Here is a 13,448-nt window from a genome sequence, read left to right as displayed (position 1 = left end):
ATGAATTATTTAACTTCGACGAAAAACAATCCTTTAATTACAGATATTGTTCTTCTTGTTATTAGAATTTTTATAGGTTTCGCAATGCTTTCGCACGGTTTTCCCAAACTTCAGCTTTTATTTTCTGGCGAAGAAATTAAGTTTGTCGATATTTTGGGAATGGGTGCAAAAAGTTCTTTAGCAATTGCTGTTTTTGCCGAATTTGTTTGCTCAATATTTATCATTTTAGGACTGTTCACAAGAATAGCCGTTTTCTTTCTGGTGATAACAATGGCTGTAGCAGGATTATTTATACACAGCGCAGATGTTTTTGCGACGCGTGAACTAAGTTTGCTATATCTTTCCGTATATCTGTTAATTTTGGCTTTAGGACCGGGAAGATTTTCGATTGACGCTATGATCAGCAAAAGGAGAGAATCTCGCTGGTAATGTCTGAAATTACAGATTCAACAGATCACAAATAAACAGTAATTTTTTTGCTGTTTTTTTTATAAACTTAAATTAGAATTTTTATGAAATTAAAATTAACAATTTGCTTGCTTGCGTTTTTGAATTTTAGCGATGCGCAGGAAAATATTACTTATCAAAAGCCTTCCGCAGAAATTCTGAAACTTGCTGATTTTCAGAGAGCGCCTTCTGTCATGATGGACAGTAAAAAAAACTGGATGATTTTTTCTTACCGAAATACTTATAAAACTTTAGAGGATCTCAATCAGGATGAAGTAAAACTCGGTGGTTTACGGATTAATCCTGTTACCAATATTTCCAGCAGTGTTACTTATGTCAATAATTTGAAGGTTCGGAAATTGAAAGATAAGTCTGAGATTCAGGTCAAAGGTTTACCGGAAAATCTAAAGATCACCAATATTTCCTGGTCACCAAATGAAAGAAAAATTGCCTTTACGAATACTGTCAAAGGTGGAGTAGAACTCTGGGTTTTAGATTTGGAAACCGCAACTGCAAAAAAAATATCTTCTTCTAATTTAAATTCAAACTTAGGTTCACCATTTATCTGGTTTAAAGATTCCGAAAATCTTTTGGTAAAAATGTTGCCAAAAGATCGGCCTGCACTTCTGGACACCAAAAAAGATCTGCCAACAGGACCAATTGTTTCGACTTCAGACGGAAAAGTTTCGCAAAACAGAACATATCAGGATTTACTGAAAAATCCACAAGACGAAAAGAATTTTGAGATCTTGACTTCGGCGGAATTATATAAAATTGATTTGAATGGAAATGCCATTCCATTTAAAGAGGCTGATCTATATGCTGGTTTAAGTTTCTCCCCAGATGGTAATTATTTGATGGCAACAACCATTAAAAAACCTTTTTCTTATATCGTTCCGTTGAGCAGATTTCCAATGGTAACGAACGTTTATGATAAAAACGGATCATTGGTAAAAACGGTAAATGAAGTTCCTTTAAATGAAATTATGGCGAAAGGTTTTTCATCTGTCCGAACCGGCAAAAGATACATGGAATGGCGAGATGATAAGCCTTCAACTTTAGTTTATGCAGAAGCTTTAGACGGTGGAGACCAAGCAAAATCAGTTGATTTTCGGGATGAGATCTTTATTTGGGAAGCTCCTTTTGCAAACTCTCCGAAATCTTTCTTCAAAACCAAACAAAGATACGCCGGTTTAGATTGGTCAAACTCAGATTATGCTTTCGTATCCGAAGATTGGTATGATACCAGAAATTTTAAAACTTATTTGATCGATTTAAAAGACAATACTTCGAAAGTCATTGAAGACCGGAATTCACAAGATGTTTACAGCGATCCCGGTAATTTTAATAAAACTAAAAACCAGTATGGCAGAAATGTGATTGACATTAAAAACAATAAAGCATTTTTAATTGGCGCCGGTTTTACGAAAGACGGACAAAAACCGTTCATCGATGAAATGGATTTAACAACCCAGCAGAAAAAAAGATGGTATACTTCAAATTTAACTGGAGCTAAAGAAAACCTGATCGATATTCTTGATGCGCAAAAAGGTGATGTTTTAACCATTCAGCAGTCTGCAAATTCGTATCCTAATTATTTCGTCAGAAATATCAGATCGAAGAAATCAACTCCCGTGACCGCTTTTGCAAATCCTTTTGAATCTTTAAAAAAGGTGTATAAAGAAGTTATTAAATATAAAAGAAATGACGGCGTAGAATTAACTGGAACGCTTTATTTACCAGCAAATTATGACAGAAAAAATCATACAGAGAAATTACCGCTTCTAATTTGGGCTTATCCAACTGAATATAAGGATAAAAATACTGCGGGTCAAAATACGCAGAATCCGAATGATTTTACTTTTCCTAGTTATGGATCTTTCATTTATTGGGTGACGAAAGGTTATGCGGTTTTAGATGATGCAGCCTTCCCGATTATTGGCGAAGGAAAAACGGAACCCAACGACACATTTATAACACAACTAGTTGCCAATGGAAAAGCTGCAATCGATGCGGTTGATCAATTAGGGTATATCGATCGCAATAAAGTTGCAGTTGGTGGTCATTCTTATGGCGCATTTATGACGGCAAATCTTCTCACTTATTCCAAAGATTATGCGTGTGGAATTGCAAGAAGTGGCGCTTATAACCGAACTTTAACACCATTTGGATTCCAGAGCGAGCAGCGAAACTACTGGGACATTCCGCAAATTTATAATGCAATGTCACCTTTTATGAATGCAGATAAAATGAAAACTCCACTATTATTGATTCATGGTGATGCCGACAATAATCCCGGAACTTTTACGCTTCAGACAGAGAGATATTTTCAGGCTTTGAAAAACCTGGGAGCACCAGTAAGAATGGTACTTTTACCGAAAGAAGCTCACGGTTATGCAGCGAAAGAAAATATTTTCCATGTTCTTTGGGAAGAAGATCAGTTTCTGGAAAAATGTTTAAAAAAATAAAGATAAAGTCTTCCTGAAATGGAAGACTTTTTTTTGGATGATTATTTTAAAATTGAAAGACGATAAAAAATCGTTTTTAAAAAGGGGAGGAGCGATTTTTTTAAAAGCAGAACTCCAAATAAATTGATGTTTTAAAGTAGTTCTCCTTCAATATTTTTTCCGTATCAATTGGTTATCAGTAAATTAGTTGTAATTTTATTTCATAAAACTAATCAAAAACGATAACCATGGAAAATTTTAAAACCAAAAATGGGGTAAGTGTTCGTGCTTACAGCGGAGATGCGATCACACTTTTGGCATTCGATCTTACCGAGCATTTGACTAAAAACTTAGCAGGTTTTTCAATCGCTTTCAAGTACAAAGAAGGTGATCAATGGATTGAAAAGTATATTTACAACCGCCTGACTTTCGATGATGAGTTCAGAAAAAATAGCGGAATTAAACAATATGACAGAAATTCAACCCTTTATTCACCCATACAAAAATTCAATTGGGTTCACGTGCCAAACACCGACATCACAACCAAGAAAGCAATTTTTGGAGATTATATTTATACCATTACACCGAGATCTATCGAAGACGGGAAATTGTTGCCGCTCAATTCAGATCTTTCTGTGGAAATTGATATTCCGGTAAAACCTTATCAGGAAAAAAGTACAACACTGGCTTTTACGAGAGGATTTGTTTCCTCCGTTGCGTACGCTACAAGATTCAGTCGGAAAAATAATTCTGTTCGCCCGAAGAATAATAATGAATTGATCTTTAACATCAAGCAAATCGCTGATTCTGCAATGAGATGGAACGAAACGACCCGGAAAAATGAGCTGGTTCCATACACTTTTGAGGAACAGCATGAATGGTTAGGATGGCAGGCAAGAAACAGAATTATAGAATTTTTAGAGGAGACGATAAAAGATAAAACTTTAAATTTAAAGGTTTTTGCCTTCGATTTAGATGAACCTGAAATTTGTAAAAGATTGCTTCAGTTGGCAAAAGAAAAACGCTTGCTAATCATTCTGGATGATTCCAAGGGTCACAAAGAAGAAAAAGCTTTTGAAACAATTTTTGAAACAGAATTTCTCAAAGTAAGCGATACTGATCATATCAAAAGAGGACATTTCAGTGCTTTGGCGCATTGTAAAATAATGATTCAATTGAAAAAAGCCGTTCCAAAAAAAGTGTTGACAGGATCTGCAAATTTCTCTACGAACGGATTTTATGTGAACAGCAATCACGTAATTATTTTTAAAAACTCTAAAATAGCACAACTTTATTCTGATATTTTTGATGCTTCTTTTGGAGATGAAAATATGAAGAATTTTAAAGCAGAAGCGTTTCCACAGAAAGACCACCAAATTCTTAAAACGGCGTCATCTCCTGAAATGACAGTGACTGTTGCACCTCATAGCAAAGTAGATGCAGAAAGGATTTTTGACCGGATCAGCACCAAAATCGAGAAAGCAGATACTACAGATATTTTATTTGCAGTGATGAATGATCGAAGCGCAGGAAGTATTTTAAGTTCACTTCGCAAACAGATATCAAATGAAAATGTTTTCAGCTACGGAATTACCGATACCATCGGAAAAAATGACGAAGATTTTGGAATTTTCCTGTACAAACCGAACTCAAAAAGAGGAATTAGAGTTGCGGCAAGAGGAATTGAAAACAATCTACCAGAACCTTTCGGAACAGTTCCCGGAATAGATGGTTACGCAATTCATCATAAATTTATCGTTGTCAATTTTAAAGGAAATGATCCGGTGGTTTATTGTGGAAGTTCAAATTTAGCTTTCGGTCCGGAACAAAAAAATGGTGATAATTTACTGGAAATTCGGGATAAAGATATTGTCACCGCTTTTGCCATAGAAGCTTTACGATTGGTTGATCATTTTCACTGGAGAAATACTTCGCTGGAAAATGTGGGACATCTTTGGCTGGATAATTTATCCGGCGCAAAAAAATGGTCAGAATCCTGGTTAACGGAAGGAAATTTGAAATGCAGACAAAGGAAACTTTATATGAAGAAATAGAAGAAAGTCATTCGTTGAACTCCTATAGTTAACGGGTTTGATAATTAGTTCCGAGTTTATGACAATGAATTTTCTCATAACATTATAATTCAGAAAATATATTCTATTTAACATAATATAAATTATAGGACTTTTTAGAGAAATTAAAATATGGGTGTATTGACCATATTACTTTACACCAAATCCTCTTTTCCCGGGATTTATCTGAATTAAATAATTCAGCAGATTCTCATCGATTAGCTTTAAAATATTTATTAACTCCAATAAACTGTTAGCGAAAAGTTTAAGTGTAAAGAAAATAATTCTCTTAGCTGGAAATCTACAAACTCAGCTTAAAAGTTTTCATCATCATCACCGGAATTAAATAAATTTCTAGCAAGCTGATTTACAACGAAACTTTTTTCAGCTAAAAAACATTAAATTTGAGCCACTAAACAATTAAAACTGACATGAAAAAATATCTTTTGACAACGTGTGCATTGCTCTTTATTCTGAGCTGCGAAAAAAAAATCTCCGAAAACATTAATATAAAAAATACAAACGATTCGGTTGTCGTTGTTCCGGAAAATTCAGAACCAATAGAATCTTCTACCCAACAAACCTGCTATTTAGGAGTTACAGGAAAAGACTCTGTATTTATTTCTCTGGATGATAATCTGGGCACTATCACAGGAAAAATGCGTTATAAAAATGCGGAAAAAGACAGTTCATTTGGCGATATTGTGGGAACGCAGAACGGCGATACTTTAAAACTAAACTACACTTTTCAGTCAGAAGGTATGAAGTCGGAGCGCGAAATTTATTTCCTGAAAAAGAAAGATCTATTAAAAGAAGGTATTGGCGACCATAAAGTTGAAGATAAAAAAGATTTATATGTAAATACCTCCAAACTTAAATTTGATGGTTCAAGTCTGAAACAAGTTGATTGCAAGGATTTTGATAAAAAAATGACGGTAAAATAAGACTGATCTTATCAGTGTAATATCATATAAATTTAAATGATTGTAGCAATTTTCATTATCTATTGCAATAAACATAGTTCATGTGATAAGTTTAACTACTTTAGACTAATCAAATTTTTAAAAGCTTTATTTATTAATTTCTCCGTATGAAAATCGACGATTCTAAAAATAAACAAAACCTACAGGAACTTCTGGATACACGGGATTTTGTGCAGCATATATCTGTTGATTGCGTGATTTTTGGGTTTCATAAGGGCATTATGAAAGTTTTGCTTCTCAAATATCATGATCTCAATCTGTGCTCTTTACCTGGAGGTTTCGTTTTTAATGATGAAGATCTACATGACGCTGCAGCTCGTGTTTTGTACGAGCGCACACATCTTTCAAATATTTTCTTGGAACAGTTTCAGACTTTTGGAGATCGGAATAGAACTGAGAATAATGCACACCGGGTTTTACTCGCAAGCAAACACATTGAGGTTCCGAAAGATCACTGGACATTCCAACGTTTCGTGACAGTCGGCTATTGCAGTCTGATCGATTTTTCTTTGGTAGATACTTTTCCCAATAATATAATTGAAGAATGTAAATGGTTTGAAGTAAATGATCTCCCAAAAATGGCTTTCGATCATGAAGAAATTATTAAGAAAGGACTGGAATTTATCCGTCGAAATATTGATACTCAGATCGTTGCAAGCAGTTTGTTGCCGGAAAAATTTACCATGAAAGAATTACAGACCGTTTACGAAATTGTACTTGATGAAAAATTCAGAAGAAATAATTTCCAGCGAAAAATTTTAGCCTTAAATTCCTTGGAGAGACTGGAAAAACTATTCGATGGTTCTGCAAATAAAGCACCTTACCTTTATAAATTTGCAGATAAAAAATTGTACGAATTACTCTAATGATCACTTTCATGAAATTCTACGAATACTACTCATTTATTTCAGTAAGATCTTCCGGAAATACGCTTAAAAATTTCCTCATCGTTCCAAAAAATCTTAATTTTAACAAAATCTAAAAAATGTCATACTACCCTCTTACGACCCTTCCTGATTACTATTTAATGGATGAACTATTGACCGAAGAACACAAGCTGATTCGGCAATCGGTGAGAGACTGGGTTGAAAGTTTTGTGATGCCGAAAATTGATGAAGCTGCACAAAACCATACCGATATTCCAAACCTGATGAAAGAATTGGGGAAAATTGGAGCTTTAGGTCCTTACATTCCCGAAGAATACGGCGGTTCTGGTTTAGATCAGATCTCTTACGGATTAATTATGCAGGAATTGGAGCGCGGAGATTCTGCGATTCGTTCAGCGGCTTCTGTACAAAGTTCTTTGGTTATGTTTCCTATCAATGAGTTCGGTTCTGAAGAGCAAAAGAAAAAATTCTTACCTCATTTGGCTTCGGGAGAAATGATCGGTGCATTTGGATTGACAGAGCCTAATCACGGGTCTGATCCAAGTTCCATGGAAACGCATTTCGAAGATAAAGGTGATCATTATTTATTGAATGGTGCTAAAATGTGGATCACCAACGCACCGCTTTGTGATATTGCCGTTGTGTGGGGAAAAAATGAAGAAGGAAAAATTCAGGGATTGATTGTAGAAAGAGCTTTCGAAGGTTTTACAACTCCCGAAACGCATCATAAATGGAGTCTTCGTGCTTCGAAAACCGGGGAACTGGTTTTTAATAACGTCAAAGTTCCAAAAGAAAATTTATTACCAAATGTTACAGGATTAAAAGGTCCTTTATCTTGTCTAAATTCTGCACGTTACGGAATTTCATGGGGCGTTATCGGTGCTGCAGTAGATTGTTATTGCACCGCTTTACAATATGCAAAAGAAAGAACACAATTTGGAAAACCCATTGCCGGATTCCAGTTGCAACAGAAAAAATTAGCTGAATTCTTAACAGAAATTACAAAAGCACAATTGCTCTGTCTTCAGTTAGGAAGGTTGAAAAATGACCATAAAGCTACGCCTGCACAGATTTCTATGGCGAAAAGAAATAACGTAAAAATGGCGATAGACATCGCGAGAGAATCGCGTCAGATTCTTGGCGGAATGGGAATTATGGGTGAATTCCCGATGATGCGTCACGCTGCAAATCTTGAATCTGTAATTACTTATGAAGGAACGCATGACGTTCATTTATTGATCACCGGAATGGATATTACAGGAATTAATGCTTTCGGATAATTTTAATTCTTTCAAATAAAATAGAAAACCTTCAATTAATTGAAGGTTTTTTTTAGGTCTTAAAAAGTTCGAATTTTAATTCAATTACCAACTTACTTTCTCTTCTTCAACAAAATGTTTTTCCTTATCTAAGATATCAAGAATTACATTTTTTATTGATTTCATGGGAGTTTCCAAAAGTTTTAATGATATTTCATCTTCTCCAAAAATCTGTAAATTCTGAACCCCTTTATTCACTTCTGCAAAACTCCAGATTCCACATTCGACGAAATTATCGGGATTTTTGTTTTGCTTTAAAACTGAATACGCATAAATACACAATTGCATCGCCTGTTTGTAATCATCGCGGAAAAAAAGCTGTTCTAATTTTTCTACATCTTCTGGTTTTTTTGGAGCTGAAATGGAGAGGTTTTTCGTCTTTGCAGTTTTAAAATCGATGATTCTTAAATTTCCGTTGAGTCGGTCAACCCGGTCAATGAATCCATAAAAAGAAACTTTGTCCGTTTTCGCTTCATCTAAATAAAAATCAATGCCTTCGAAATTTCCCTCAACGCTTAAGATCTCGAGAGAATTTCCTTCCTCCACCATTTTTTTATCGTAATCCAAAACATTGCGCACTACTCTTTCCGCAATTGATTTGTGAATAAAATTCATTCCTTTTGCATAAAATTCAACCTGGTGTTTTAAAGTTTCTATGGCTGCATTAATGGATTCGAGTAACGCTTCATCAGTAAGAGTCAAATCCTTTACAGTTAGTTTTTTACCGACTAATTTCTCATAAATATATTGAAGTGCATAATGCACTAAATTGCCATAACTTCTTTGGGACAGTTCTTCTTCAATTTCATTTGTCTCCCGCGTACTCAAAATTTTTGTAAGATAAAAATCTACCGGATTATAGAGATAAGATGTTAAATGAGACGCGGAAACCCGGGTTTTCCATTCTTCCAATTTCTCTAGAACTTTTGGAGTTTTTTCAATTTGAATCAATTCCTGCTGAATTGGATCTGAGGAATTTTCAATGATGACATTTTCAATTTGATGATGAACATCTTCAATTTCCATCTGGGTAATAAAACGGCTTTTTTCTCCCGTATTTACGCCGGAATTTAAAGCATTAAAAAGAAGATGAACATTCTTGGCATCCTGAATTAAGCGATAATAATGATAAGCATAAATGCTGTCGTTTTCCAAAAAAGTATGCAGATCAAAATGTTGACGTACATCAAACGGTAGATAGGTATTCTGTGAATTTCCGAGCGGTAATTTACCTTCATTTACGGATAAAAGGATTACATTTTCGAAATTGAGAAGACGTGTTTCCAAAAGTCCCATAACTTGTAACCCTTGCAGTGGTTCTCCTTGAAAATCAATGGATTCCGAACTTACCAGTTGATTGATCAAGACTTCCAGCGTTTCCATTTTAATTTCAAAAGAATACGGTGAAATTTGATTTTGAATGATTTTAAAACTCTTTTCAAAATGAGCGATATTTTCGTATAAAATATCATCCAGATCTCTGAATTTCAACTCATAGCAAAATTTAATGAGCAGATCTAAAAAGTCTTTAATTGAAGATGCTTTCTTGAAAAGTTCAAAATAAGAGAGCTCCGCAAGAAATTCTGTGAACTGTTTTTTAGAAATATAAACGATGTTTCTTTCTTCAATATTAAATTTAAAATTGGTAATAATTTCCTGATCAATTTCTGAATTAGGCAATTCTTCTAAAACGGACAAAACGTCGTTGTAATAATACGAGGAATTCTTTTTCTCCAATTGCTTTTGAAGATAGAAAAGCTGCTTCATCGCATTGCTAAACCCTAAATTTTTCAACGGAAATCCCATCGTAATATTAAGATATTGCACTGAATTCATGGCATCTAAACTCGCAGGAAGCAGATTTTCGTCGAGTAAAACCACTGCTGTTTTAGAAAGATTTGGATCATTGATCTCTTTGAAGATTTCAGGTAAAACCTTTGTCTGCGTTATGTTGCCGGAAACTTCATAAACTTTAATATTTTTTGCTTGGGCAAAATCATTTTCGATCCATTGGAAAGGTCTTTTTTCTGTAAACTCTTTCCAAAATTTATGACTGCGCAAAAATTTCCCGGCTTCCTGTCTTTCATCATTGAAATAATACGAATCTGCCTGAAAAAAACATTGTCCTTTATCCCATTGTAAAAGACTTTTTATCAATTTTTCCTCAACTGGCGTAAAGGCATTAAAGCCACAAAACACAAATTTTTGCACCGTCTTTCGCGCAAAATTTTCAATTTTATCTTTGGCTGATTCGTGAATCATTCCAGAAGTTGCCCAATTTTTTTCGTTCAGTTTTTGCTTTAAAATGGGTAGAAAAACATTCATCTTCTGCCAGAAATTTAAAAACTTTCTGCGTGGAAGATCTTCTGAATCTCCTAAGTTTTCGGACCAGTTTTTAATTCTTTCCTCATCAAACATATATTCTAAAACCGCTTTATCGCTTTCAGAAAATTTCAAAATATCATCCCAATCTTTCAACAAAGTCGGAAACCATTTCAAAAAATTGGCGAAATCTTCCGACGGATGAAGTTCATGATAGATCTGGAAAGCAAATAGCCATAAAGAAATTCCCTGAACAGGCTGCTTTCCGGAAAGATCTGTTATTAAATCCTCAATGGTAAAGAAGTTGGGTAGAAAACCAGAATATTGTTTTTCTCTCAAAATTTTCTTGATGAAAACAATCGGTCTTTTACCGGGAAGAACAATATCAAATCCCGATAAATCAGCATTTTGTTCCAGGAGTTCGGTAATTATTTTTTGAAGAAATTTCATATAAAAATGGAAAGATGAAAAATAAGAAAATTAAAATAGAAAACCTCAGAAAAATGAGTTTTTCCTGAGGTTTTATAATTGTTGAAAATAAGATTTATCGAACGACGATATTTTTTTGAATGTAGATATTTTGACCTGCAGAATCCTGACCGTTGTAAAATTTGAAAAGATAAGTTCCTATTTTCTGCGGATTAAAATTAATCTGAGAAGATTTAGTCACCAGATCTCCGCAAGCTGCAGTTGTTTTAAATTTATAGGAGATCACCTTTCTTTCAAACTCGGACGTATGCAAATAATCGTATCCATAAAATCCTTCGCATTTTGCGGTATAATTGGAGTATGTTTTAATAGTTTGGGTAGTCAAAACATCCATCGTGTCCTGTGCAATTTTCACGCTGTCAATTTTGAGTGCTTCGGTATTTAGAATTTCGTCTCCTTCGAAACGGTCATTGCAACTCATTACACTGAAAGTCAATATTATTGGTAAACTAAAAAGTAATATTTTTTTCATGATGTCCTATTTATATTATTAAAACGATAAACATAAAACCTTTATTATGCAATATTAAGAATTAAAATTTCCCTTAGATAAATATACCACCTTTTTTGTTTCGAAAAATTCACTTTCAAAATAATTTTGAAGATTAAATATTTCAGTTTTCATTCCAGCCAATTCTTCAGTGAGATCACCGCCTTTCAAATAAAGCACGCCATTGTGTTTTGGATTAAACTGTTCTTTTTCAAATTTACCTCTTAACCAACGGAGAAAAATAGGCATTTGAGTTACAGCTCTGCTTACAATAAAGTGAAATTGACCTTTCACATCTTCGGCTCTTCCATGAATAGCAGTGATATTTTTGAGACCGATTCCTTCTGAAACTTCTTTCACGACTGTAATTTTTTTACCGATTGAATCTACGAGTGTAAAGTGAACTTCAGGAAACAAAATAGCAAGCGGTATTCCGGGGAAACCTCCTCCAGTCCCAATATCCAGAACTTTTGTGGTGGGTGAAAACTTCATCACTTTTGCAATTCCGAGGGAATGCAGAATATGTTTTTCGTAAAGAGAATCCATATCTTTCCGGGAAATCACATTTATTTTTTCATTCCATTCTTTATAAAGTTCCTCTAATTTTGCAAACTGTTCGATATGAACTTTAGAAAGATCCGGGAAATATTTTTGAATTAATTCAACTGACATGCTTTGATTATAATTTCTACAAATTTAAAGAAACAAGTTTAAAACTTTGCAGAAAAAAATTATCTTTGAGAAACTTAAAAATAATTATGAATAATTACTCAGAGCGACTGAATCGGATGAGTTTTTCGCAGACTTTTGTGATGAGCAACAAGGTGCGGGAAATGAAGGCGAAAGGAATCGATGTTATCAGTTTAACCCTTGGTGAACCTGATTTTGATGTTCCGAAAAATATTAAAGAAGCTGCTTTTGCTGCTATCAATAATAACTTCAGTCACTACTCTCCTGTTCCAGGATTTCTGGATTTGCGGGAAGCAATTTGCGAAAAATTAAAACGAGATAATCATTTAGAGTATTTTCCCTCTCAAATATGCGTTTCTAACGGTGCAAAACAGTCGATTTTAAATGTTTTATCGGCTATTATTAATGATGGTGATGAAGTGATTTTACCTGCGCCATATTGGGTGAGTTACGATGAAATGGTAAAAATGGTGGGCGGAAAATCTGTTTTTATTGAAACTTCAATTGAAACTGATTTTAAAATGACTGCAGAACAATTGGAGAAAGCCATCACGCCTAAAACAAAAGCTTTGCTTTACAGTTCACCGTGTAATCCTTCCGGAAGTTTTTATAAATATGAAGAACTGGAGCAAATTGCAAATGTGATCGCGAAATATCCTCACATTACTATTATTTCCGATGAGATCTACGAATACATTAATTACGACGGAAAACACACTTCTATCGCTGAATTTCCGCAGGTTTATGAACAAACTGCGGTGATCAACGGAATGTCGAAAGCCTTTGCAATGACAGGCTGGAGAATTGGTTATTCTGCTTGTCCGAAATGGTTGGCAATCGGTTGCGAAAAAATTCAGGGACAAATGACGAGCGGCGCGAATTCGATGGCTCAAAAAGCTTCGGTAACTGCTTTGAAAACAGATTATTCTGAATATCGTTACATGATTGAGGAATTTAAAAAACGACGCGATATCGTTTATAATTTGATGAAAGAAATTCCGGGATTTAAAGTGAATTATCCGGAATCGGCTTTCTATTTTTTTCCTGATATTTCCTATTACATTGGTAAATCTCTAAACGGGAAAATTATTAATAATGCAGATGATTTTGCAATGTTTTTGCTGGATGAAGCTCATGTCGGAACCGTGGGAGGTGTTTCATTCGGAAACTCAAACTGTGTGAGGTTTTCTTATGCCGCATCCGAAAAAGAGCTGATAGAAGCCATGAAAAGAATTAAAGATTGTTTGGAAAACAGCACGATCAGTTAATTTTCTTTAAATACAATTTACAAAAAAGCCAGTT

The 13,448-nt window shown here is 34.4% G+C and carries 10 protein-coding genes; 7 read left to right on the top strand and 3 right to left on the bottom strand.

Annotation, left to right across the window (positions count from 1 at the left end):
- The 6 genes from IV494_RS03840 to IV494_RS03815 all read left to right on the top strand — a co-directional run bounded on the left by IV494_RS03840 (position 1) and on the right by IV494_RS03815 (position 8,116).
- A complete protein-coding gene (locus tag IV494_RS03840; protein WP_196078835.1) occupies positions 1–429 on the top strand; it encodes a DoxX family protein in 429 nt (142 codons plus the stop codon).
- An 83-nt stretch (positions 430–512) separates the two neighbouring features.
- Complete coding sequence (locus tag IV494_RS03835) at positions 513–2,915, top strand: S9 family peptidase (RefSeq protein ID WP_196078834.1); 2,403 nt, start codon at positions 513–515, stop codon at positions 2,913–2,915.
- Positions 2,916–3,142: 227 nt separating this feature from the next.
- Positions 3,143–4,948, top strand: a complete 1,806-nt coding sequence (locus IV494_RS03830; RefSeq protein WP_196078833.1) for a phospholipase D-like domain-containing protein — start codon at positions 3,143–3,145, stop codon at positions 4,946–4,948.
- Positions 4,949–5,397: 449 nt separating this feature from the next.
- The gene (locus IV494_RS03825; RefSeq protein WP_196078832.1) at positions 5,398–5,910 is read left to right on the top strand and encodes a hypothetical protein; all 513 of its coding nucleotides are present in this window, start codon (positions 5,398–5,400) and stop codon (positions 5,908–5,910) included.
- 146 nt (positions 5,911–6,056) lie between these two features.
- Positions 6,057–6,815 (top strand): NUDIX hydrolase, encoded by a 759-nt coding sequence (locus IV494_RS03820; protein WP_196078831.1) that lies wholly within the window; start codon positions 6,057–6,059, stop codon positions 6,813–6,815.
- A 119-nt stretch (positions 6,816–6,934) separates the two neighbouring features.
- Positions 6,935–8,116 carry an acyl-CoA dehydrogenase family protein gene (locus IV494_RS03815; protein ID WP_196078830.1) on the top strand — a complete coding sequence of 394 codons (1,182 nt, stop codon included), beginning with the start codon at positions 6,935–6,937 and terminating at the stop codon, positions 8,114–8,116.
- An 84-nt stretch (positions 8,117–8,200) separates the two neighbouring features.
- On the opposite strand, the gene IV494_RS03810 is transcribed toward IV494_RS03815, so the two are convergent.
- The 3 genes from IV494_RS03810 to rsmG form a co-directional block, all read right to left on the bottom strand.
- Positions 8,201–10,927 carry a PD-(D/E)XK nuclease family protein gene (locus IV494_RS03810; protein ID WP_196078829.1) on the bottom strand — a complete coding sequence of 909 codons (2,727 nt, stop codon included), beginning with the start codon at positions 10,925–10,927 and terminating at the stop codon, positions 8,201–8,203.
- Positions 10,928–11,021: 94 nt separating this feature from the next.
- Complete coding sequence (locus IV494_RS03805; protein WP_196078828.1) at positions 11,022–11,438, bottom strand: hypothetical protein; 417 nt, start codon at positions 11,436–11,438, stop codon at positions 11,022–11,024.
- Between the two features lie 54 nt (positions 11,439–11,492).
- Positions 11,493–12,128 (bottom strand): 16S rRNA (guanine(527)-N(7))-methyltransferase RsmG, encoded by a 636-nt coding sequence (gene rsmG, locus IV494_RS03800; protein WP_196078827.1) that lies wholly within the window; start codon positions 12,126–12,128, stop codon positions 11,493–11,495.
- A gap of 86 nt (positions 12,129–12,214) precedes the next feature.
- Between rsmG and IV494_RS03795 the strand changes: the two genes are divergently transcribed.
- Complete coding sequence (locus tag IV494_RS03795) at positions 12,215–13,414, top strand: pyridoxal phosphate-dependent aminotransferase (protein ID WP_196078826.1); 1,200 nt, start codon at positions 12,215–12,217, stop codon at positions 13,412–13,414.
- Positions 13,415–13,448: the final 34 nt, after the last annotated feature.

Source organism: Kaistella gelatinilytica, from assembly GCF_015679325.1.
Lineage (GTDB): Bacteria > Bacteroidota > Bacteroidia > Flavobacteriales > Weeksellaceae > Kaistella > Kaistella gelatinilytica.
This window is presented reverse-complemented; position numbering and strand designations above follow the sequence as displayed.

Bases quoted from the DNA above. Each gene is read 5' to 3' on its own strand.
- IV494_RS03830 (WP_196078833.1), top strand. From the start codon at position 3,143: ATGGAAAATTTTAAAACCAAAAATGGGGTAAGTGTTCGTGCTTACAGC.
- rsmG (WP_196078827.1), bottom strand. From the start codon at position 12,128: ATGTCAGTTGAATTAATTCAAAAATATTTCCCGGATCTTTCTAAAGTT.
- IV494_RS03825 (WP_196078832.1), top strand. From the start codon at position 5,398: ATGAAAAAATATCTTTTGACAACGTGTGCATTGCTCTTTATTCTGAGC.
- IV494_RS03835 (WP_196078834.1), top strand. From the start codon at position 513: ATGAAATTAAAATTAACAATTTGCTTGCTTGCGTTTTTGAATTTTAGC.
- IV494_RS03840 (WP_196078835.1), top strand. From the start codon at position 1: ATGAATTATTTAACTTCGACGAAAAACAATCCTTTAATTACAGATATT.
- IV494_RS03815 (WP_196078830.1), top strand. From the start codon at position 6,935: ATGTCATACTACCCTCTTACGACCCTTCCTGATTACTATTTAATGGAT.
- IV494_RS03805 (WP_196078828.1), bottom strand. From the start codon at position 11,438: ATGAAAAAAATATTACTTTTTAGTTTACCAATAATATTGACTTTCAGT.
- IV494_RS03820 (WP_196078831.1), top strand. From the start codon at position 6,057: ATGAAAATCGACGATTCTAAAAATAAACAAAACCTACAGGAACTTCTG.
- IV494_RS03795 (WP_196078826.1), top strand. From the start codon at position 12,215: ATGAATAATTACTCAGAGCGACTGAATCGGATGAGTTTTTCGCAGACT.
- IV494_RS03810 (WP_196078829.1), bottom strand. From the start codon at position 10,927: ATGAAATTTCTTCAAAAAATAATTACCGAACTCCTGGAACAAAATGCT.